The following is a 21,396-nucleotide window of genomic DNA, read 5'->3' as shown; positions in this document are numbered from 1 at the left end:
CACAGCGCGCGCATGCATCGCGGGCGCACGCGCCTGCTCGCGTGACGCGCGCCCGCGCCGGCGCCCGTGCTACGCCGGTGCGCGCAACGCACGCTGTCCGGCTGCAAGAGCGGCGCCCGCGAACAGCGTCAGCGCCGAATACACAAGCCCGCGTGCAAGCCCCGCGCTGTCCGACACCCAGCCGATCGCGACCGGCCCGGCGATCTGTCCGAACGCGAAGATCGTCGTGAACGCGCTGATTCCCTTCGCCCAACCCTGCGGCGGCAGGTTGTGGCGCACGAATGCCGTCGTCGCCGCGACTGCCGAAAGAAACGTCGCACCGAACAGCACGCCCGACGCGAACGCGGCCGCCGGATGCACGAACAGCGCCGGCATCAGTGTCGCGACGCCGAGCAGCGCGTTCAGCACAGCGAGCGCCTGGCCGCCGCGCATCCGGTCGAGCAACCCCGACCACAAGCGCGCCGATACGACGGTCGCGACGCCCAGCATCACGTAGAAAGCGGCCACGACCGTTGCGCTCATCCCCGCGCCGCGCAGCAGCGCGACGATGAACGTCATGTAGCCGATATAGCCGACGCCGAACAGGCCATAACCGCCGAGCGCGAGCGCGAAGCGAGCGGGACTCGCGCTCGCCGCCGGCGCGGCGCCGTCGCGCGGTGCGGCCGGCGCCGCATGTGCGCGCTCGATCCTGCGCGCGGCCGACACGGCCACCGCCGAAAACAGCACGCATGCGAACGCGAGCGCGAACCACGCTGGCTGCCAGCCGTGCGCGCGATGCGCGAGCGTTGCCGGCACGAGCAGCGACGACGCGACGATGCCCCAGCCCGTGCCGCCGTAATAGAGCCCGAGCAGCAGCCCCGCATCGCGCGGCGACGCGGACGCGAGCCGCGCGGCCAGCACGCCGCCACTGATGAAGATCAGCGCGCTGCCGACACCGGTCGCGAGCCGCTCGACCAGCAGCGCGTTCATCGCGGACGTGAACCCGCATGCGCCCATCAGCAGCGCTGTCAGCACGCAGCCGCACGCGAGCAGCGTGCCGCTGCGCCAGCGGCGCGACAGGAGCGGGAAAACGACCGCGCCGATCAGGTAGCCGGCCGCGTTGGCCGTGTTCAGCGCGCCGGCCTGCGCGAACGTCCAGCCGAGATCGGCCTTCATCGGCGGCAAGAGCAGCGCATACGCGAAGCGCGCGAGGCCGAGCGCGATCGCGCTGCCGAGCGACAGGCAGATCGCGAGCCGCCACGCGGCCATGCGGTCGGGTTCGGTGGCGCCGGTGTGCGGCCGTGCTCGGCCGGCGTGCTCCGGTTGCGGCGCTGCGCGCATCGCGGTGTCTCCATCGTGGTTCTCGGCCGGTGCGGCCTCGGGCCGGCGGCGGCGGCGCGGCGCGACAGCGCGCGGCGGCGTCGATACGCAGGCCGATTGTTGGCGGGCGCCGATCGCGTTTGCGGGGCCGGCGCGCCGATCGGCCGATGATACTTTCAAATGCCGCCGCGCGCCGCCGGCCACGCGGTCGCCAGCAATCGGTCGCGCGTGCCGCGTGGTGCAACCGCGCGTCCATCGTCCGGCGCATCACGTAAACCGAAACGATCGGCGCAATTGGATTCGGATTTAAAAAATCCAAGCATCGATTAAGTCGACATGTCCCCTATATTCGATAAAAAACAGCGCCGATATCGCTTCGCTTATCCATTGTCGTCGCAAAATTGCCCCCAAAATCCGCGTGTTTAGCACGCATCGGCTAAAAATCTTGCGGTCCATTGCATTCGCAAATTCATCAGACTAATATCGATGCCACTCGTCCGGTATTCAAAAAATACCGAATGAGCGGCGATAAATTTTTTATCGCGCTTTCATGTTGAATCGCTGTTCATCACAGGAGAATTGACATGCAGGAAACCCAGCAGATCGAATTGCTTGACTGGATGAAGGAAGACACGCACCCCGAGGCCGTCGACATGATGGTCGAGGATGCCGTGGTGCCGTTCGGCACCGCGCTCTGGCCGGTCTGAGCGGCCAGCCCGTTCCCGCGGAAGGGCTGCGGCCCTTCCGCCGCTTCCGGAGACACGCATGCTGAACCTGCACCGCGCGCTGGGCTTCCATCCGGCGCTGCGCGACAAGCTCGCACGCGGCGAGACGGGCAAGCTGCTGGTCGGCTACGACACCCGCAACCGCGACACCGCACTGCGCGCGTTTTCCGCGCTGCCCGACTCGCTCGACGCGATCACCCTCTGCCTGGAAAGCACGCCGCCCGCCGACATCGCCGCCGCGCTCGCGCACGCGGATCTCTTCGTGCTGCTGTACGACTCGTCTTGCCTGCCGACGCCGTCGCCGAGCGGGCCGCCGTTCCTTGCCGCAATCCGGCCGGCGATTGTCGAGCACTGGAACAAATCCGTGCTGTTCAAGGATTACGGCCCGCATCTCGACGAGGCGTTCGCCGAATCGCTCGACGACATCGCCGCGCGCAACGGCCGCCTGATCGAAGCCGCGGCGCGAGCGTCGCAGCTTCACTTCATCGACGAAGCCGGCAACACGCTGACCGGCTCGCTCGCGCCGGACCAGAAATGGACGAGCGTCGACGGGATGGGCAATCTGGACGTTGTGCCCGGCGAGATTGCGACGCACGTCACCGATTTGCGCGGCTCGATCGTGTTCAGCGGCACGTTTCTCGGCACCGTGCCGTTCGCGATCAAGTACCGTGTCGCAGAGCGGCTCGCGACGCTGCATGTCGAGGACAGCCTGATCGTCGATTTCGACAGCGACGACCCCGGCTTCCGGCGCGACTTCGCGACCTATCTCGACCGGCATGAAAACCACCGGCGCATAGAGGAATTCGGCATCGGCACGAACGTCGGGATCCGCAGGCTGTACGGCCGCAACGCCGGCTTCGAGGAACGCCACCCGGGCCTGCACCTCGGTCTCGGCGGCGGCGCGAACGGCAGCCACCACCTCGATTTGATCTTCGCGCGCGGCACGCTCGCGTTCGACGAGCGGATCGTGTTCGACGGCGCGTTCGCCGTCTGACCCGGGAATCAGGCGTCGGCAGCTGCCGCGTCGCCGAGCCACTTGTACATCACGAGGCAATCGACGAAGCCGAGCCGCGCGTGACGATACGCGCGCGGCAAACGGCCGACGACGTCGAAGCCGAGCTTCCGCCACAGCGCAACCGCCACCTCGTTCGTCGCGACCACCGAGTTGAACTGCATCGCGAGGAAGCCGCGCTCGCGCGCGACCTGCTGCGAGTGCTCGCACATCAACCGGGCGACGCCCTTGCCGCGCGCGGCTGCGTCGACCATATAGCCGCAATTGCACACGTGATTGCCGGGCCCGGCCGCGTTCGCCTTCAGAAAGTACGAACCGAGCAGCACGCCGTCCTCTTCCGCCACCCACGTGCAGAGCGGCGCGTCGAGCCAGATCGCGCGCGCCGCTTCGCGCGTCGGCGCGGGATCGAATGCGTAGGTCTCCTGCGCGGCGACGATCGCGCGGTACGTGGGCCAGAAGCGGAGGAAGTCGTCTTCGGTCATCGGGCGAAGCGTGATCATGCGAGTCCTTGCGAGTCGAGGAATTGAAGCGGGATTGAAGCGGCGTCGGAGCGCTGGCGCCGCGTGCCGCGCATAGCGCGCGATGGTGCCAGAAACGCCCTTGTCGGTCGATCCGGCGACTGCCGCCACGATTGCCGCACGTACGGCTGCCCGCGCGATCGACAAACGTGCCGTACACGCCAATGAGATCGGCCGTTCGGCCGAACCGCCATCGTGCGCGCCGGGCACATTCCCGTGCACCGCCTGCATTGCGCTTCGTCTCGACCAGCCGGTTGTCCCGTCGTGCCCGTTCGCTTCATCGGCGCCATCCGTCACCTGAGCCGGCCACGTCGCTATCTCGCGGCCGAAGCCGGCATCGGCCGCGAATCGCTGTAGCGCACGCTGTCGCCGAACGGCAACCCACGCTCAAAACGCTGCTCGCGGTGCTCAAGACGGTCGGGCTGCGCCTGCCCGTCGTCCCTGCGCAACCGTCCCGGCCGTCGCACGCATCACGCCCCACGGATCAAGGCTGCACCATCCAGACGAGCACCATCGCACGCGGCGCCGCGCTCATCCCCGCTGGCGGCTGCTCGATCTTCGGCTCGACGTTCAACGCGTGCGCGATCGTCGCCGCATCGTCGAGGGTCGCAGAGCGCACGAACGTCATCAGTCGCGCGGGCCGATGCAGCGTCTCGCGATAGAGCGCGCCATACCACAGCGGCCGCGTCCCGAGCGCATCCTGCAGCACGTACGGATACCGCCATAACCGCAGCACGAGCCGACTGTCCGGGTGCGCCGGATCGGTGCGCACGAACACGCGGCGCGTGCTCTCGCCGTGCGTGTAGCGCGGCAGCACCGGCAATGCGTCGGCCGGCGCCTGCGGCAACAGCCAGCGCAGCGCAGTCGCGGGCGACCACGGCGTCGCGCGTTGCCAGCCGGCGAGCGCGAGATGACGATCGAGCGTGTCCGACGTCGCGCACCATTGCAGCGGCAGATATTCCTCGCGATCGCCGCCGATCTCGCTGCGCCACGCCGGCACGCGCTGCCAGCCATCGCGCAGCCACTGATCGACGGTCATCGCGACGACGTCGCCCACGTGCGGACGCGCCGCGCGATCGAGCTGCCATTGTGCAGGCACCGTCCACACGCCGGCCGTCGCGAGCACGACGAGCACGGCGACGAGTGCGCCGCGCGGCTGGACGTGCTCGCGCACGTGCCAGTACGCATAGGCACCCGCCAGCACCGCGAACCATGCGAGGCCGAGGCTCCATCCGCCGAGCAGTCCCGACAGCCACGTGTCGCCGACGTACAGCCGCGCGAAGCCGCCGAGCACGATCCACAGCACCACCGCCGTCACGACCGGAATGCGCCACAGCGCGGGCCGGTCGCGCGTCAGCACCCAGCCGATGCCGCTGCTCGCGAGTATCGCGAACGCCGCATCGGCGTCGGGCAGCGGCACGTGCGGCGCGCCGGGCGGCAGGCTCGCGGGCGTCGTGCCGGGCATGCCGGCGAACGCGGGCACGAGCACGACCGCTATGCCGATCGTGCCGAGCCACCAGGCGGACGTCCACCAGCAACGATGGATCATCAGCCACACGAGAAACGCGGCCGCGACGATCAGCCCCGTATCGTGACCGTGCAGCACCGCGAGCGCACGCATCGTCGCATCGACGGGCGGCGTGCGCAGGCTCTGCAGAAACGCATAGAGCGCGATGTCGGCATGCATCAGCGGATCGTTCGCGACGACGTCCTGCACGATGCCGGCGAACAGCCACACGCAGCCGACGAACAGCAGCGCGAACGCCGGCACCGCGCCTGGCAGGCGGCGCACCTTCACGATGGCGTCGTGCAGCCGCGCACCGAAGCGCGGCCAGCGGCGCACGCACGCATGCACAGCCGCGCCGGCCGCGCGGCACAGCAACGGCCAGCCGCGGCGCAGTGCGACCCGCACGCCGATCCACACTAGCGCAACCAGCGCGGCCACGACCAGCAGGATCGCGGCGACCCGCACGCTGATCGCCGCGGCAAGTGCGGCCGACGCACCGAACAGGACGCCGGGCGCGACGTGCACGGGCGCCCAGATCAGCGCCGACACGACGTTGACCGGATAGAACGACCGGCGCGGCAGCGTCGCGCAGCCGACCACGACCGGCACGACCGCGCGCACCGGGGCCAGAAAGCGCGCGAGCACGATGCTCTTCATCCCGTGGCGCAGCACGAACTGCTCGCCGCGCGCATAGGCGTCCGCGTAACCGAACCTGACCCAGCCGTTGCGGATCGCGCCGCGGTAGCGCCGTCCGAGCTCGTAGCTGATCCCGTCGCCGGCGATTGCGCCGGCGGCCGCGACCCCGATCGTCGTCCACGCGTCGAGCGCCCCCGCGCCGATCAGCGTGCCGGCCGCGAACATCACGGCCCCCGCCGGCACGACCGTGCCGATCAGCGCGATCGCCTCCGCGCAGGCAGTGGCGAACACGATCGCCAACACGAGCGCCGGATGCGCACCGATCGCCCCGAGCCACGCGTGAATCGTCTCGCTCATCGCGGGCCGCGCGGCGTGACCGCGCCGGGCGCGTGCCCCGGCCCGGCAGTGGCGTCGGAAGCGTTCACCGGAACGAGCACGTGTTCGCGGCAGCCGGCGGCGTCAGTCGAACTCGTGCTGCCGCGCGTCGGCTTCGAGCGGCGCGTCGTGATAGCCGACCGTTGCAATCTCGTGCAAATAGCGCGCGAGAAATGCACGGATCGACCCGGCTGCCTCGTACTGGTGAACATGGCGGAATTCATGGGTAAGCAAGCGTCGCGTGCCGTGACCGCGAAGCACGAACACGGCGTGGCCGAGCGTGAGGCCGATCGTTCCGGGCGCCAGCAGCCCCGTGTCGCGCGCGATCGCGCCCAGCGCCGGCGTGTCCGGAAACGGGAGCCGGTCGGCGATCACGACGCGGATCCGCTCCGGCTGCGCGACGCCCACGGTGCGCGCGTCGTCTGCCTGCGCGGGCGTCAGCGGCACGCCGCTTGCGATCCCGTGCGCCGCCTGCGCGCCGGCCCACGCGACGACGTCTGGCAGCACGGAAGGCAGTATCTCGGCGAGGTCGATCATCGTGCAGGCTCCTGCGTTCGGAAACGGTGCAATCGAGCACCAGTTTATCTCCGAATCGGCGCCGACCGCGAGGCGCCGCCTCCGGCCAGGGAAGGCCCGCCGGCACTGAGGGCCGCCCGGTCTGGCGCTTCGGGCGGGACGGTTTTCGGGCGGACTATTTCCTTTGACGACACATTCACCGCCGATATATCTCAAAAATTTCCTTCAGATCCACCATTTCCCGCTTCGGCGGAATATATTGATCAGAAGAACGGTCGCGGCGGCAACCGGCAGGACAGCCCGCGACGCCATCCCGAAGAGGAACGCTAGATGATCAGGGTAATTCTGGCTGACGATCACGCAGTCATGCGGGACGGACTGCGTCACATCCTGGAAACGGCCGGCGGCTTCGAAGTCGTCGGCGAGGCGAGCGATGGCGCTGCCACGCTCGCGCTGGCCGAAAGCCGCGCCGCCGACGTGCTGCTGCTCGACTTGTCGATGCCCGGGCCGACCGGCATCGAGCTGATCCGGCTGATCAAGACGCACGTCCCGGCGCTGCGGATGCTCGTGCTGACCATGCACGCGGAGACGCAGTACGCGGCGCGCGCGTTCAAGGCCGGCGCGACCGGCTACCTGACGAAGGACAGCGCGACCGCCGGGCTGGTCGAGGCCGTCATCAAGGTCGCGGCCGGCGGCGTCTACGTGAGCGCGTCGGCGGCCGAAAGCCTCGCTCGCACGTTGCGCACACCGGCCGACATGCTGCCGCACGAACGGCTGTCGGCGCGCGAGCTCGACGTGATGCGCCGCATCGTCGCCGGCCAGACGATCACGCGGATCGCATCGGATCTCACACTGAGCGCGAAGACGGTCAGTACCTACAAAACCCGCATCCTCGAGAAGATGGACCTGCCGCACGAAGCTGCGCTGGTCCGCTATGCGGCGCGTCACGATCTCGACCTCGGCGTCGACGACGCATGATGGCCGCATTCCGCTTCCCGCCCGCCCCGACCGGCGACGACGATGACGATGCGCAGGACCCGTCGCTGCTGTTCATGTCGTCGCTGCCGCCCGGGCGGCGCGAGCGGCGGCTCGCGCTCGCGACGGTGATCGTTTCGGCGCTGATCTTCGTCGCCGTCGCGCCATTCGCCGGCATGCCGCTTGCTCGCGTGTGGGGCTTCATTCCCGTGTATCAGTCGGCGATCGTCGTCAACGACATGGTGACGGCCGGCCTGCTGCTCGGCCAGTACGCGATCCTGCGCGAGAAATCGCTGCTCGCGCTCGCGGGCGGCTACCTGTTCACCGGTTTCATGGCCGGCACGCACATGCTGACCTTTCCGGGGCTGTTCACGCCAACGGGCCTGCTCGGCGCGGGCGAACAGACCACCGCGTGGCTCTATCTGTTCTGGCACGGCGGCTTTCCGCTGGCGGTCGCCGCATACGTGCTGCTGCGCACGGCGCCGCGCGCGCGGCCGCCGTCGCGCGAGCAGCGCCGCGCCGCGATTCCGATCGTGCTGTGCATCGTGCTGACGGGCGGCGCGACCGCCGCGCTCGCGCTACTGGCCACCGCCGGTCACGATTTGCTGCCGCGGATCATGCAAGGCAACCGGATGACGCCGACGATGACCGACGCGATCGTCGTCGTATGGACGCTGAACCTCGGCGCGCTCGTGCTGATGTGGCGACAGCGGCGACGCCATTCGGTGCTCGACCTGTGGGTGATGATCGTGCTGGTCGCATGGCTGTTCGACATTGCGCTGGCGTCGATGCTGAACCACGGGCGCTTCGATCTCGGCTTCTACGCTGGCCGCACCTACGGTCTCGTCGCGTCGGGCATCGTGCTGTTCGCGCTGCTGTTCGAGAACGGCCGCTTGCATGCGCAGACGGTGCGTGCGCTCGCCGGCGCGCGCTACCAGCATCTGCTCGTCGTGCAGAAGAGCGCGCAGCTGAACGACGCGAACGAACGGCTCGAACAGCGCGTCGCCGCGCGCACCGCGCAGTTGAGCGCGTCGAACCGCGACCTGCGGCGCGAAGTCGAGGAACGCGTACGTGCCGAACGCGCGCTGAAGGCGTCGCGCGAGGAGCTGCGCGAGATCGCGGCGATCAGCGCGAGCGCGCGCGAGGCCGAACAACGCCGCATCGCGCGCGAACTGCACGACGAACTCGCGCAGACGCTCGCGACGCTGAAGAACGATCTCGAATGGCTGCTCGATCACGTGCCGCAGGACGACGCGCCGCTTGCACGCAAGATCGCCGCGATGCACGCGCTCGCGCGCGGCGCGGTGACGGCCACGCGGCGCATCGCATCCGATCTGCGCCCGCTGATGCTCGACGATCTCGGGTTCGCGGCTGCGATGCAATGGCTCGTGGAAAATTTCCGGCACCGTCACGGAATGGCGTGCACGCTGCACGTCGAGCCGGGCGAGCTGCACCTCGACGAACCGTATGCGACGGCCGTGTTCCGCATCGCGCAGGAAGCGCTCGCGAACGTCGCGCGGCACGCGGCGGCGTCATGCGCGACCGTCGAACTCCTTTATCGGGACGAGACGATCGCGCTGACGATTCGCGACGACGGCGCGGGTTTCGATCCGGGCGCGCCGCGCAAGTCGGGATCGTTCGGGCTGGTCGGGCTGCGCGAGCGCGCATATCTCGTCGGCGGCACGCTGCGCATCGACACGACGCTCGGCGAAGGAACGACGGTGGAGGTGGATATTCCGGTGGGGTCCGCGCATGTGGCGATTGCGCATGAAGGAACGAGGGCGTCGCGAACGAACGCGTGATGCGCTCGACGCCGCAATGGCGGCGGTCGCCGGGAGCGGTCGGTGCTCTCTCCGTGCATGACACCTGTCATGCACGGTGAAACCCGGGCCGGTCCACGACGGTCGGCCGTTCGGTCGCGTGGGGCGGCCGGCGGGCTTACGCCCGCGCCGCCACCATCCCGCGCTCGGACCGCGTCCATGCAACCAGTGCGCCGATCCCGAGCAACGCGAGGCACACGATCGGCACGATCATCGGCCCGAACGCGGTGCCCGTGACCTTGCCCGCGAACGGCATCAGGTTCTGGCTGAAGAAACCGCCGAGGTTGCCGATCGAATTGATCGCGGCAACGCTCGCCGCCGCGCGCGCGCCGGTGAAGTAACGCGGCGGCATCGACCAGAAGCACGGATACAGCAGCGGAATGCAGGCGCCGCCCAGCACGAGCGCGATGAAGCGCAGCGGCGTCGACGGCAGCACGAGGCTCAGCAGGAAGCCGAGCGCACCCAGCGCCGCGACGATCGCGATCGTGCGCAGGATGCTCTTCGCGCGGCGCAGCTTCGACGGCAGCCACACCAGCAGCACCACCGCGAGCGCCCACGGCAGCATACTCAGGAAACCGTTCGTCGTGCTCGACACGCCGAACGATTTCACGAGGGTCGGCAGCCAGTACGTGACGCCGTACAGCGACGTCGACATCAGCATGTACGTCGCGGCGAACAGCATCACGCGCGGATCGAGCAGCGCCTTCCACGGCTGCGCATGCTCGGCGTGCGCCGGTTTCTCGCGCTCCAGCGCGGCTGCAACGATCTGCTTCTCGCGGTCGTCGAGGAACGGCGCGTCGCGGAACGACGCCGGCAGCACGCGAAACACGACGATCGCGACGATCACGGCCGGCAGCCCCGTCGCCACGAACACCCACTGCCAGCCCGCGAGCCCCCACACGCCGTTCAGGCTCAGCAATACGCCGCCGACCAGCGAGCCGAGCATGTTCGCGAGCGCGCTGCCGAGCGTGAAGATCCCGAGCACCTTCGCGCGGTAGCTCTGCGGGAACCACAGCGTCAGGTAATAGATCACGCCCGGATAGAAGCCGGCTTCGGCGATCCCGAGCACAAAGCGCAGCGAGCAGAACGCGGGCATCGACGTCGTGAAGCCCATCAGCACCGTGATGAGCCCCCACGTCAGCATGATCCGCGCGAGCCATACGCGCGCGCCGTAACGATGCAGCGCGAGCGTGCTCGGCACCTCGAACAGCAGGTAGCCGATGAAGAACAGCGAGGACGCGAGACCGAACGCGGCCTCGGTCATCCCGAGGCTGTGCACCATCTGCAGTTTCGCGAAGCCGACGTTCTGCCGGTCGATGAACGCGATCAGGAACATCACGACGAGAATGGGCAGCAGGCGCCGCGCCATCTTCGACATGATGCGCTGCTCTTCGACGGACGCGGCGTCCTGGGTTTCGGTGGTGACATTCACTGCGGGCTCCTCCGTGAATCGGTTGCTTGTCGGTTGAATCGGCGCACCGCGCGACATATGCGCGGGCGCCGAGGTGTTCGTGAAAATCGTGGTCGAGTGCAGAACGTCCGTCGTCAGCCGGTCCGGTAGTCGTCGAGCATCGGCGCGAACATGTCGCGCCACGCGCGCGGCTTCGCCTTGATCGTCCCGGCGAGATACAGAAACTCGACGTAGTCCATCAGCTGGTTGGGCTGCACAGAGAACCGCGTGTCCGGCGCGGCGAGCATCCGCATTACATCGTCGTGCGACACGCCGACGCCCGATGACGCCGCATACAGCGCGGCGGCCGCGCGCCGATCCTGCGCGATCAGCCGGTTCGCTTCGTCGAGCGCGCCGAGAAACGCGCTGGCCAGCGCCGGCTCCGCATCGATGAGACGCTTCGGCGCGAACACGACGTCGAGCGTCATCGGGCCGAGCACGTCAATCGAGTTCACGACGCGATGAATGCCCGGCTGCCGCAATTCGAGCGTCGAGAACGGCGGCGACGTGAAGTGCGCGGTGACGCCGCTGTCGCGGCGAATCAGCGCCTGCATCGCCTGCGGATGCGGCAGGTTCACCGTGATCGAATCGAGCTGCGCGAAATGCGCGGCGCCGAGCTGCCGGCTCGCGACCATCTGCAGCACGACCGCCGACAACGACGTGCGGATGCCCGGCACCGCGATCCGGTCGGACCGCGTGAAGTCGCGCAGCGACGCGAGGCCCGGACGATTGGCGTTGAGCGACAGCGACGTCGTCGACAATCCGCTGATACCGATCACCTCGACGTTCGGAATGCCGCGCGCGCGCGCCCACAGCTCGATGAAGCCCGGTGCGCCGGCGCCGGCGAAGTCCAGCGTGCCGGCCATCATCGCGTCGTTGACGGAATTGCCGCCGTCGAGCAGCACCCAGTCGACCGCGACATCGCGCAGGCCGTGCCGCGCCGCGTGCCGCTCGAACAGCCGCTGCTTCTCCATCACGAGCAGCGGCAGGTAAAGCACGCCATAGCCTTTCGAGATCCGCACCGTGCGCGGCGTCGCGCGCACCAGCGACGGCGCGCCGAGCGCGCCCAGCATCCCGAGGCCGGCGGCAAGCAACGTGCGGCGGCGGGCCGACGTCAACATTCGCGCGCCTCCGCGCGGCACGCTGCATGTGCCGACGCGGCAGCCGGCGTCACGCGTTGCCGCCGATCCGGCTGCGCGTTCGTCGTGCGCGTCCCATGCTGCATGTTGTCGTCTCCTCTGGTATTAATGCCGTCGTCGATCGTTCCGGCTGAACACAGGTTATCGGCCGAGTCTGAGAAAATGCTGACATCCCGCCCCGGGGAAAACCCCTAACCCTCTACCTGCAAACGGCACCATGCGCATTCTCGTCGTGGAGGACGATGCCGAAATCGGCGCGGCGATCCGCAGCCGCCTCGCGCGGCTCGGCCACGCCGTCGATCTCGAAACCGACGGCTCGACCGCGAACGGCCTGCTGCGCGTCGAGCGCTTCGATCTCGTCGTGCTCGATGCGAACCTGCCCGGCCTCGACGGCTTCGCGGTGCTGCGCAATCTGCGCGCATCGGGCAGCACGACGCCGGTGCTGCTCGTCACCGCGCGCTCGGCGATCGACGATCGCGTGAGCGGCCTCGGGCTCGGCGCCGACGACTATCTCGTGAAGCCGTTCGACTATCGCGAGCTCGATGCGCGTGTGCAGGCGCTGCTGCGCCGCAACAGCGGGCATGCGAACGACGTGCTGACGCTCGGCGGCCTCGTGATCGACCGCAGCAGCCGCCTCGCCGAACTCGACGGCCGGCCGCTGTCGTTGTCGCGGCAGGAATTCGCGCTGCTCGAGATTCTCGCGAGCCGCCCGCAGCGGATCTTTTCGAAGGACGAACTGCTGAACCAGCTGTTCAGCTTCGGCAACGAGCCGACCGCGAACGCGGTCGAGCAATACGTGACGCGCGTGCGCAAGAAGCTGCAGGGCAGCTCGGTCGAGATCCGCACCGCCCGCGGGATGGGGTATCAGATTGCCGCGCATTGACTGGTTCCCGAAGACGCTGTTCGGGCGCACGCTGCTGTTCATCGCGCTCGTCGTCGCGAGCGGCGCGTTTGCGCTGGCCGCGATCGCGCGCTATTACGCCGGCGTCGCGGCCGAACGTGCGTACGATCAGTTGCTCGCGGGCGCGTCGATCCAGGTCGCGGAGAACCTGTACGTGCAAGGCGGCGTGCTCGCACTGAATCCGCCCGTGGCCGCGTTGTCGACGCTGTCGCGCTACGACCTCGTCTATTACAAGGTCGTCGATTCGCGCGGCGTCGTCGTGGCCGGTTACAACGATCTCGCGAGCCCCGCGACGCTCGCCGCCGCGAAGCAGGGCCCTGCGTTCGCGAATGGCGTCTACCAGGGGCACCGGATCCGCACGGCGACCATCGCGCGCTACATGCCGGAGGAAAGCACGCCGGGCTGGGCGCTCGTAACCGTTGCGCAGACAACCAATGCGCGGCAGCAGCTGACGAACGACATGAGCATCAAGGTATGGACGCTGATCCTGCTGATGAGCGTGCTCGCGATCGGTGCGAGCGGACTCGCGATCCGGCGCGGGCTGCGTCCGCTCGCGCAGATCGACGCGATCATTGCCGCGCGCGATCCGGCCGACCTGCGGCCGGTCGCCGTCGATACGCCGAGCGAGATCGACGCGATCATCGGGTCGATCAACGGACTGATACGCCGGCTGGCCGAGCGGATCAACGCGATGCAGCGCTTCATCGCCGATGCCGCACACCAGATGCGTACGCCGCTCGCGCGGCTCGATGCGCAGATCGAGCTGCTCGACGGGGAAGACGATCCGGCTCGTCATGCGGCACGGCTCGATGCATTGCGCGCGACGTGCTCGGATGTCGGGCGTCTCACCGGGCAGCTGCTCAATCATGCGATGGTGATCCATCGCACCGAGGCCGTGCCGCTGCAGCCGGTCGAGCTCGTCGCGCTGGCGAAGGACGTGCTCGGCCGCGCAATTCCACTCGCGGACGAACGCGACGTCGCCGTCGCGTTCGCGAGCGATGCGTCGCAGGCGTGGATCGACGGCGATGCGATCAGCTTGCAGGAAGCGTTGTCGAACGTGGTGCACAACGCATTGCTGCATGGGCATGCGGACGACATCGTCGTGTCGGTCGCGACCGCGGGGAGCGTTGACGGTACGGTCACGCTGACCGTCACCGACAACGGCCGCGGCATTCCGCGTGCGCATTGGGACGCGGCATTGCAGCCGTTCGTGAGGATCGCACCGGACGGCAGCGAGCGCCGCACCGGGTCGGGACTCGGCCTCGCGATCGTGCAGGAAGTGATGAAAGCGCACGGCGGCCGTGTGGGGTTCGCGTTCCCCGAGCGAGGCGGGTTTGCCGTGGTGTTGACGTTTCCGCGGCGTACCGGGCCGGAGTCTCGATGATTCCGTGAACGCGTCCGGGCAGATGTCGCAGTGCGGCCACGCAGTGCTTCGGTCTGCGAGCCTGAACATGGCGCCCCAGACCGAACCATCCCGCCTTCGATCACGCCGCCAGCAGTTTCAACCCGGCCGGTAGCGTTTCACCGAACACACGCACCGTATCGGCTTCATCGAAGGCAATCGCCTCGCGCACCATCTCGATCCATGCGGTCGATGCGTTCGCGGCCGACAGCCGTTTGATCACCGCTTCGCGCGTGTCGTCCGGCAGATCGCGCTCGCGATCGCCAGTCATTCGCGCGATTTGCGCGGCCGCGAATGCCGCCGGCTCGACCTGCTTCCAGTCGAGTGCGAACAGCGCGTCGAGCCAATGCTGCGCGACGTCAGGCGGCACGACGCTGTGCGCGCTGCCGTAAAACGGCCGCCGCGCGCCGATCCGCCCGAGCGCCCAAGCGCAGAGCGTACGATCGGCCGGCTTCTGCAACTGCGCGATCAGCCGCTCGCCGAGTTCCACCTTGCGCGCCACGGGCAACCGTTCGAGCGATGCGGACAAGCGCGTCATGTCGGCCGGGCCGACCTTGGCCGGATCGAACGGCAGCTTGCGGCGCTTGTCGTCGGACGGTTCGAGGAATGCGATCGCATCGCGCACCTGCGCCTGCGCATCGTCGTCGAGTCCGCCAGCCACGCGCCGCCACAGCGTCCACCACTCGGACCACACCTGGGAGTCGTTCACATACTGGATACCGTCGTCGAACAGCGGCCACAGTTGCTCGATTCGCCACGCATCGAGCGGATGGCCGAAGCCCGGACGCAGGCAATAGCCGGCGAGATTCAGCCACGCACGCTCGTGATCGGCCGAACGCCGCCGGCGGCGCGCGCGCGCGAGCAATGCATCGAACAGTTCGCGCGCGAGCGCGACATCCCACTCGTCGCGCGGGCCGAGCACTTGTTCAAGTTGCGCGCGCAACCGTCGCGTGTCCTTCGGCGTCACGTTCGCCGACTTGCTGCCGAACGAGCGATCGATCAGCTCGAGCGCTTGATCGATACGCGGATGGCGCGCGCGCGCGGGATCGCCGCCGTGCGCGGGCGCGTCGCCGCGCAGCTGGAACTCGAGTCGCCAGCGCCGCGACGGGTCGTCGGTCGCGATGCAGTGCATTTCGAGCGTACCGACTTCGGTCAGCGACGCGGTCAGTTTCACCGGCGTTTCGTGTGCAGCGCCGCTGGCTTGCCGGTCGACCACCGTCGCGATCGGGGGCAGCCGCACGAAGTCGCCGCCGTCCAGTTCGACGAGGTCGCCGGGCTGGTACCTGGTGTCGGCCACGGTCGACACGAGGTGGAAGCGCACCGGCTGCCCGAGCTGCAGCGCGAACGTGCGCTCCTCGAGCCGGATCTCGCGCCCCTCCTCCGAACCGCGCGGCAGCAGGCAGACGCCGCGCGGTGCCGAGCCGGCATCGCCGTCGTCGAGCACGAGGAAATAGCTGCGCGCCGAGCCGCCGCCGATACGCGGCGCATGGCCGGCGCGTGCGAGCCCGTAGGCCACCGCGCCGCGCGCGACGGCCACGTCCGGATGCGCGTTGTGCAGCACGTCGAGCGGCGCGCCGCGCCACGCGCCGAGCGTGTGCGCGAGGCGACCGGCGAGCGCACGCGCGCGGAATACGCCGCCGTTGAGCAGCAGCGTGTCAGGCAGCGGGCCTTGCGCATGACGCTCAAGGAACGCGGCGACGTGCCGTGTGACGGCCGCGTCGCTTGCATACGGCAACCCGAATTCGACGATCGCGGCGCGCGCACGACGCGGCAACTCGCCGGCATCGACCTGCGGAAAGAAACCGTCGACGACGATCCGTTCGACTTCGTCGCGCGTCAGCTCGGCCGAGCGCGCGCCGCCGACGAGCTTGCTGCCCGCGCCGAGCAGCGTCACGGTGACGGACGCGGGCGCGTCGTCGCCGAGCAACCGCTCCTTCGCCGCGCGGCAGCGTTCGACGAGCTGCGACAGGCTCGCGGCGGACAGCCGCGTGCCCGGCTCGGTCAGCCGGCTTTCGACCAGACGCGCGAGCGCGAGGTCCATGTTGTCGCCGCCAAGCATCAGGTGGTCGCCGACACCGACGCGCGTGAAGGCCGGCTCGCCGTCGTCGCCGGGCGCGACGTCGACCAGCGTCAGATCGGTCGTGCCGCCGCCGACGTCGCAGATCAACACGCGGCGGGGCACGGCGAACGTGTCGCGCAACGTCGCGCGCTGACCGTACAGCCAGTCGTAGAACGCGGCTTGCGGCTCTTCCAGCAGCCGCAGCGCCGGCAGTTTCGCGCGCCGGGCGGCTTCGACCGTCAACGCGCGCGCGCCGTCGTCGAACGACGCCGGCACAGTGAGGATCACGTCCTGCTTCGCGAGCGGCGCATCGGGAAAGCGTGCGTCCCAGGCGGCACGCACGTGCGCGAGATAACTCGCGCTCGCGTCGACCGGCGACACCTTGTCGACGCCGTCGGCCGCCCCCCACGGCAGGATCGCCGCGAGCCGGTCGACCGACGCGTGCGACAGCCAGCTCTTCGCGCTGGTCACGAGCCGCCCCGGCACCTGCGCACCGAGCGTGCGCGCATAGCGTCCGATCACGGCCGGCAGCGCATCGGCGTTCGCACCTGCGTTCGCGTCGGCGTTCACATCGGCCGTCGCGCCTGTTTTCACATCGGCCTTTGCACCGGCCGTGGCATGAGCGTTCGAGCCGGAAGTCCACGGCAACCGCAGCGCATCCGGCGGCAGCTCCCCCGCTGCCGGGTGATAGCGCACCGACGGCAACAGCGGCTGCGCGGCCACCGCGCCGGGGCCGACCAGTTGGTCGACGTCGAACACGCGGATCGTGTCCGACCCGGCCTCGACGTATGCGACGACCGTGTTGCTCGTGCCAAGGTCGATGCCGACCGTATAGCGTTTCATCGCGCTCAGGCGGCGCCGCGCACGTCGAACTCGACCTTCCAGCGCTCGTCCGTGCCGCTCGGGATTGCCTCGAGTTCGAGCGTGCCGGCTTCGGTCACGCGCGCGTGCAGCTTCACCGGCACGACCTCGCCGACCGAACGGCCTTCGGCAGGCAGCGTCGCCTGGATTGCGTCGAGTTCCTGCAGTTCGTCCGGCGACCAGTAGTCGAGCAGCGTGCCGACCTGGTCCTGACGCCGCACCGACGATCCGAAGAAGCGGAACTGCACCGGTTCGCCGACGACGAGGCCGAACTCCTGCGGCGGCAGCGCCGCGTCGGTGCCTTCCTCCATCCCGAACGGCGCGACGCACAGCGCCTGCACCGGCGGCTCGAGCCCAGGCACTGCCGGCATCGCCGACTCGATCGCGACGTAGTACGCGCGCGCCGTGCCGCCGCGAATGCGCACGCCGCGACCGCGCTTCACGTAACCGTAATAGGCCGCGCCGCGTGCCACCGCCAAATCGAGGTCCGCGCCTTCGAGCAGGCGCGCGGCCGGCGCGCCTTGGGCGGTAAGCCAGCTGTTGAGCGTATCGAGCACGCGCTGGGTGAGCAGCGTCGACTTGAACACGCCGCCGTTGAACAACACCGCGGTCGGATGCAGGAACGTCGCGCCTTGCGGCAGCGTGCGCTGCACGCCTTCGAGCGTGTCGAGCGCCGCGACCTGGCGGCCGAGAAACGCCGCGAGATGGCGCGTAATGCCCGCGTCCTGCGCATACGGCAGGCCCAGCTGCGTCAGGCCGACGCGCGCGCGGCTGACCGGGCGCGCGGCCGCATCGACTTGCGGGAAGAAGCCTTCGAGGATCGTCTGCGTGAGTTCGGCGCGCGTCAGTTCGGTGCGGATCGAGCCGCCGATCAGCTTCGAGCCGCGGCTCGGCACGACGAGCGGCACCGCGTCGATCGCCGGGTCCGACAGCAGCGTTTCCTTCGCGGAACGGCACGCGTAGGTCAGCGCGCGCAGTTGCCATGGATCGGCCTGCGTGCCCTGCTGCGCGAGCTTGCGGGCGACGACGTGCGCGAGCGCGAGGTCCATGTTGTCGCCGCCGAGCAGAATGTGCTCGCCGACCGCGACGCGATGCAGCTCCAGATTGCCGTCACGCTCGACCACCGCGATCAGCGACAGGTCGGTCGTGCCGCCGCCGACGTCCACGCACAGGATCAGGTCGCCCACCTGCACCTGCTTGCGCCAGCCGCCTTCGCTCTTCTGGATCCAGCTGTAGAGCGCCGCCTGCGGCTCCTCGAGCAGCGTCATCCGCGAATAGCCGGCGGCACGCGCGGCTTCCGCCGTCAACTCGCGCGCGGCCGGGTCGAACGACGCGGGGATCGTGACCGTCACGTCCTGGTCGGCGAACGGCGCATCGGGATGCGCGTGGTCCCACGCTTCGCGCAGGTGCGTGAGATAGCGGATCGAGCTTTCCAGCGGCGACACGCGGGACACTTCGGGCGGCGCATCGCTCGGCAGGATCGCCGCGCGGCGGTCGACGCCCGGGTGACACAGCCAGCTCTTCGCGCTCGACACGAGGCGGATCGGCGTGCCTGCGCCGCGCGTGCGCGCCATCTCGCCGACCGCGAAACCGCGCGAGGCCGTCCACGGCAGCGTCAGGTCGCCCTGCGTGAGCTCGCTTTCATGCGGAAGGTAGAGGAACGACGGCAGCAGGTCGCGCGACTCCAGCGCGCCAGGCGCGGTCAGTTGCGGGATCGGGAGTACCTGCTGCGCGATCTTTTCGCCGTCGCTCGCGCCGCCGTCGACGTACGACAGCGCGCAGTGGGTCGTCCCGAGGTCGATACCGATCGAATAGCGCGGATCGCTCACAGTTCCACCTCCGCCGGCGCGATCACCGATGCGTCGTGGCTGCCCGTCAGCTTCGGCAGGCGCACGTCGGCCACGCGCCAGCCACGGTGGCTGACGGTGCCCGTGAACGGCGCGGAACCGACCACGTTGCCGGTCACGCGCACGGCTGTCGCGTCGAAGCCGGCCGGCAGCGTCACGCGCGCGCCTTCCGCTTCGTCGCGCACCGGCACGATCGTGAAGTGCTCGCGCAGCGCGGCGCGGCAGCCGTCGTGCACGAGACGCGCGGCGGCGCCGATGTCGGCATCCGCGTAGCCGGCGATGTCCTCCTCGACGAAGTCGATGAAGCGCGCATCGCGCTGCAGCAGGCCGAGCAGCTGCAGCGCCGCTTGCGGGCTCGCTTCGCGCAGTTCCGGCGCCGGAGCCTTCACGGGCGCGGCGGCGGCGGCCGGCGCTGCGGCGGGAGCCGGGGCTGCCGGAGCCGGCGCGACCGCCGGGACGCCGTCGCGCACGCGCAGCACTTCGGCCGCGAACTCGCGGTTGCCGAGCACGGAGAAAAACGTGCCGACGGCCAGCGACAGCCGGCCGAAGAAGGACAGGTTGGATTCGGGCATGGGGTCTGGACTCCTTTGGGCTCGCGACATGGCGAGCAGCTTGCCTGGGCGCCCGGCGACGACGTGCGGTTGCGCATCGCCGTGCCCGGCGCATGATTCGGACGCACCCGTGCGGGTGCGGAAAACCCGTATTTTGCCCTGTGGCGGGCGAACCGGGCAGAAGTTGGGGGACAGAACGCGGTCGCGCGCGAGTTTTGCGCCGTACCGGGTGCGGGCGGAATGACGTCGGACTGCCGGCTGTCGGTGGGGCCTCGATATTGTGCGGCGCGTCAGCGCGACTTGCGGCGGCGTGCGGCTTTCGTTTCGAAATCCCGCGACAACATCCCGAGCTTGACCTCGCCGAAGCGGGCGAGCAGCACCGCTTCGGCCTCTTTCAGCGTGGCGGACAGATGCGCGTTGACGGCCTGTTCGATCAGGCAGTCGGGCGCGTCCTGGGTCACCAGATCGGAAAACACCGGCGGCTCGCCGACCGCACGATAAACGTCGAGCAGCGTGATGTCGTCGAGTGCGACGCGGAGCGCCCAGCCGCCGCCGTGGCCCTTTTCCGACTGCACGTAGCCGCAGTCGCGCAGCCCGCCGAGCAAGCGCCGCACGACGACCGGACTTGTGCACAGCATCGCTGCGATCGCCTCCGACGTCAGCGGGCCGTCGGCCTGGTCCATGTGGATCAGCGCATGCAGGATGCGCGACAAACGGCTATCGGTTCTCACGGGCTCGCTCACTCTCGAAACTTCTGAAGTTGCATGAATGATACCATCGACCTATCATGCAACTCCTCGTGTTTCATGAGTTGACCGCCATCGGAGCACGCTCTCGCTTGAACGGAGTCATGAAAGGAGTGAACGGATGCAGAGCCATCATGAAGTGATCGTGATCGGCGGCAGCTTTGCCGGGCTGTCCGCCGCGACGCAACTGGCGCGTGCACGACGACGCGTGCTCGTGATCGACGCGGGTCGGCCGCGTAACCGCTTCGCCGAACATGCGCACGTTTTTTTCGGGCAGGACGGCAAGCCGCCGGCGCAGATCGTCGCCGGCGCCGCCGCGCAACTCGCGGCCTATCCGACCGTACAGCGGATCGCCGGCGAAGCGCACACCGCCGCGCGCGATGCGGCCGGCCGCTTTCACGTGACGCTGGCGGACGGCAGCCGCGCGAGCGCCGAGCGCCTGATCCTCGCGACCGGCATCCGCGACCAATTGCCCGCGCTGCCGGGACTCGCGGAACGCTGGGGGATCAGCGTGCTGCACTGTCCGTATTGCCATGGCTACGAGGTCGCGGGCCGGCAACTCGGCGTGCTCGCCACGCATCCGCTTTCCGTGCATCAGGCAATCCTGATTCCGGACTGGGGGCCGACGACGTGGTTCACGCAACGCATGGTCGAAGCAAACGAAGCAGAAGCCGCATTGCTCGCCGCACGCGGCGTGCGCATCGAGCACTCGCCCGTCGTCGAAATCCTTGGCGAAGCACCGCGAATCGACGCGCTGCGGCTCGCGGACGGCAAGATGGTGCCGATCGATGCGCTGTTCGTCGGCGCACGCACCGAGATGGCCAGCGATCTCGCGCAACAGCTCGGCTGCGCGTTCGACGAAGGGCCGCTGGGTGCGGCGATCCGCGTCGACATGTGGAAGCAGACGAGCGTGCCCGGCGTGTTCGCGGCCGGCGACGCGTCGAGCCTGATGACCAATGCGACGTTCGCGTCGGCCTCGGGTGTCGCGGCCGGGGTGGGTGCGCATCGGTCGTTGATTTTCGGGCTCGATGCGTGAAGTGAACGACTTCGCACGCGA

At 69.1% G+C, this 21,396-nt stretch carries 17 protein-coding genes and 1 pseudogene; 8 read left to right on the top strand and 10 right to left on the bottom strand.

Going from position 1 to position 21,396, the window contains the following annotated elements; translation table 11 throughout:
• Positions 1-69: 69 nt before the first annotated feature.
• A complete protein-coding gene (locus WK25_RS20960; protein WP_069243487.1) occupies positions 70-1,320 on the bottom strand; it encodes a YbfB/YjiJ family MFS transporter in 1,251 nt (416 codons plus the stop codon).
• A 563-nt stretch (positions 1,321-1,883) separates the two neighbouring features.
• On the opposite strand from WK25_RS20960, the gene WK25_RS32285 reads away from it, so the two are divergent.
• Together WK25_RS32285 and WK25_RS20955 are read left to right on the top strand one after the other, a co-directional pair.
• Positions 1,884-2,006, top strand: a complete 123-nt coding sequence (locus WK25_RS32285) for a hypothetical protein (RefSeq protein WP_040139183.1) — start codon at positions 1,884-1,886, stop codon at positions 2,004-2,006.
• A gap of 58 nt (positions 2,007-2,064) precedes the next feature.
• Entirely contained in the window at positions 2,065-3,018 is a 954-nt protein-coding gene (locus tag WK25_RS20955) for a leucyl aminopeptidase (protein ID WP_069242630.1), read from the top strand.
• 8 nt (positions 3,019-3,026) lie between these two features.
• Here the strand turns inward: WK25_RS20955 and WK25_RS20950 are convergent, their stop codons facing one another.
• Entirely contained in the window at positions 3,027-3,536 is a 510-nt protein-coding gene (locus WK25_RS20950) for a GNAT family N-acetyltransferase (protein ID WP_040139181.1), read from the bottom strand.
• 336 nt (positions 3,537-3,872) lie between these two features.
• Between WK25_RS20950 and WK25_RS32360 the strand changes: the two are divergent.
• Positions 3,873-4,009: pseudogene (locus WK25_RS32360) on the top strand (DNA-binding protein); the annotation flags it as partial.
• A 29-nt stretch (positions 4,010-4,038) separates the two neighbouring features.
• On the opposite strand, the gene WK25_RS20945 reads toward WK25_RS32360, so the two are convergent.
• Complete coding sequence (locus tag WK25_RS20945) at positions 4,039-6,054, bottom strand: LssY C-terminal domain-containing protein (protein ID WP_069242629.1); 2,016 nt, start codon at positions 6,052-6,054, stop codon at positions 4,039-4,041.
• Between the two features lie 102 nt (positions 6,055-6,156).
• On the bottom strand, positions 6,157-6,609 hold the full coding sequence (locus tag WK25_RS20940) for a hypothetical protein (RefSeq protein ID WP_040139179.1): 453 nt from the start codon (positions 6,607-6,609) through the stop codon (positions 6,157-6,159).
• 309 nt (positions 6,610-6,918) lie between these two features.
• Here WK25_RS20940 and WK25_RS20935 point away from each other — a divergent pair, with 309 nt between their 5' ends.
• A complete protein-coding gene (locus tag WK25_RS20935) occupies positions 6,919-7,566 on the top strand; it encodes a response regulator transcription factor (protein ID WP_059546254.1) in 648 nt (215 codons plus the stop codon).
• Positions 7,563-9,365, top strand: coding sequence for a sensor histidine kinase (locus tag WK25_RS20930; protein ID WP_069242628.1), 1,803 nt, complete (start codon positions 7,563-7,565; stop codon positions 9,363-9,365). Before WK25_RS20935 ends, WK25_RS20930 begins: the two co-directional genes overlap by 4 nt.
• Positions 9,366-9,501: 136 nt before the next feature.
• On the opposite strand, the gene WK25_RS20925 is transcribed toward WK25_RS20930, so the two are convergent.
• Both WK25_RS20925 and WK25_RS20920 read right to left on the bottom strand, forming a co-directional pair.
• Positions 9,502-10,761: an MFS transporter gene (locus WK25_RS20925; RefSeq protein ID WP_249173919.1), complete on the bottom strand. Its 1,260-nt coding sequence runs from the start codon at positions 10,759-10,761 to the stop codon at positions 9,502-9,504.
• A gap of 167 nt (positions 10,762-10,928) precedes the next feature.
• Positions 10,929-11,954 carry an ABC transporter substrate-binding protein gene (locus WK25_RS20920; RefSeq protein ID WP_040139176.1) on the bottom strand — a complete coding sequence of 342 codons (1,026 nt, stop codon included), beginning with the start codon at positions 11,952-11,954 and terminating at the stop codon, positions 10,929-10,931.
• Positions 11,955-12,189: 235 nt separating this feature from the next.
• Between WK25_RS20920 and WK25_RS20915 the strand changes: the two genes are divergently transcribed.
• Positions 12,190-12,855 carry a response regulator transcription factor gene (locus tag WK25_RS20915; protein WP_040139175.1) on the top strand — a complete coding sequence of 222 codons (666 nt, stop codon included), beginning with the start codon at positions 12,190-12,192 and terminating at the stop codon, positions 12,853-12,855.
• Positions 12,842-14,257: a sensor histidine kinase gene (locus tag WK25_RS20910; protein ID WP_069242627.1), complete on the top strand. Its 1,416-nt coding sequence runs from the start codon at positions 12,842-12,844 to the stop codon at positions 14,255-14,257. Before WK25_RS20915 ends, WK25_RS20910 begins: the two co-directional genes overlap by 14 nt.
• A gap of 100 nt (positions 14,258-14,357) precedes the next feature.
• Here WK25_RS20910 and WK25_RS20905 read toward each other — a convergent pair whose 3' ends face one another.
• The 4 genes from WK25_RS20905 to WK25_RS20890 form a co-directional block, all read right to left on the bottom strand.
• The gene (locus WK25_RS20905; protein WP_069242626.1) at positions 14,358-17,177 is read right to left on the bottom strand and encodes an Hsp70 family protein; all 2,820 of its coding nucleotides are present in this window, start codon (positions 17,175-17,177) and stop codon (positions 14,358-14,360) included.
• Between the two features lie 5 nt (positions 17,178-17,182).
• A complete protein-coding gene (locus WK25_RS20900) occupies positions 17,183-19,024 on the bottom strand; it encodes an Hsp70 family protein (RefSeq protein ID WP_069242625.1) in 1,842 nt (613 codons plus the stop codon).
• Entirely contained in the window at positions 19,021-19,614 is a 594-nt protein-coding gene (locus tag WK25_RS20895) for a DUF2760 domain-containing protein (protein WP_059546245.1), read from the bottom strand. The genes WK25_RS20900 and WK25_RS20895 overlap by 4 nt, the downstream gene beginning before the upstream one ends.
• Before the next feature lie 269 nt (positions 19,615-19,883).
• Entirely contained in the window at positions 19,884-20,324 is a 441-nt protein-coding gene (locus WK25_RS20890; protein ID WP_040140942.1) for an RrF2 family transcriptional regulator, read from the bottom strand.
• 136 nt (positions 20,325-20,460) lie between these two features.
• On the opposite strand from WK25_RS20890, the gene WK25_RS20885 reads away from it, so the two are divergent.
• Positions 20,461-21,375, top strand: a complete 915-nt coding sequence (locus tag WK25_RS20885; RefSeq protein ID WP_069242624.1) for an NAD(P)/FAD-dependent oxidoreductase — start codon at positions 20,461-20,463, stop codon at positions 21,373-21,375.
• Positions 21,376-21,396: the final 21 nt, after the last annotated feature.

The sequence above is a fragment of the Burkholderia latens genome (assembly GCF_001718795.1).
In the GTDB taxonomy this organism is placed as follows: Bacteria; Pseudomonadota; Gammaproteobacteria; order Burkholderiales; family Burkholderiaceae; genus Burkholderia; species Burkholderia latens_A.
This window is presented reverse-complemented; position numbering and strand designations above follow the sequence as displayed.

What these genes read in the sequence shown, in the direction of transcription:
- WK25_RS20960 (WP_069243487.1), bottom strand. Translation starts at nt 1,320, where the DNA reads ATGCGCGCAGCGCCGCAACCGGAGCACGCCGGCCGAGCACGGCCGCAC.
- WK25_RS32285 (WP_040139183.1), top strand. Translation starts at nt 1,884, where the DNA reads ATGCAGGAAACCCAGCAGATCGAATTGCTTGACTGGATGAAGGAAGAC.
- WK25_RS20955 (WP_069242630.1), top strand. Translation starts at nt 2,065, where the DNA reads ATGCTGAACCTGCACCGCGCGCTGGGCTTCCATCCGGCGCTGCGCGAC.
- WK25_RS20950 (WP_040139181.1), bottom strand. Translation starts at nt 3,536, where the DNA reads ATGATCACGCTTCGCCCGATGACCGAAGACGACTTCCTCCGCTTCTGG.
- WK25_RS20945 (WP_069242629.1), bottom strand. Translation starts at nt 6,054, where the DNA reads ATGAGCGAGACGATTCACGCGTGGCTCGGGGCGATCGGTGCGCATCCG.
- WK25_RS20940 (WP_040139179.1), bottom strand. Translation starts at nt 6,609, where the DNA reads ATGATCGACCTCGCCGAGATACTGCCTTCCGTGCTGCCAGACGTCGTC.
- WK25_RS20935 (WP_059546254.1), top strand. Translation starts at nt 6,919, where the DNA reads ATGATCAGGGTAATTCTGGCTGACGATCACGCAGTCATGCGGGACGGA.
- WK25_RS20930 (WP_069242628.1), top strand. Translation starts at nt 7,563, where the DNA reads ATGATGGCCGCATTCCGCTTCCCGCCCGCCCCGACCGGCGACGACGAT.
- WK25_RS20925 (WP_249173919.1), bottom strand. Translation starts at nt 10,761, where the DNA reads ATGTCGAAGATGGCGCGGCGCCTGCTGCCCATTCTCGTCGTGATGTTC.
- WK25_RS20920 (WP_040139176.1), bottom strand. Translation starts at nt 11,954, where the DNA reads ATGTTGACGTCGGCCCGCCGCCGCACGTTGCTTGCCGCCGGCCTCGGG.
- WK25_RS20915 (WP_040139175.1), top strand. Translation starts at nt 12,190, where the DNA reads ATGCGCATTCTCGTCGTGGAGGACGATGCCGAAATCGGCGCGGCGATC.
- WK25_RS20905 (WP_069242626.1), bottom strand. Translation starts at nt 17,177, where the DNA reads ATGAAACGCTATACGGTCGGCATCGACCTTGGCACGAGCAACACGGTC.
- WK25_RS20895 (WP_059546245.1), bottom strand. Translation starts at nt 19,614, where the DNA reads ATGCCCGAATCCAACCTGTCCTTCTTCGGCCGGCTGTCGCTGGCCGTC.
- WK25_RS20885 (WP_069242624.1), top strand. Translation starts at nt 20,461, where the DNA reads ATGCAGAGCCATCATGAAGTGATCGTGATCGGCGGCAGCTTTGCCGGG.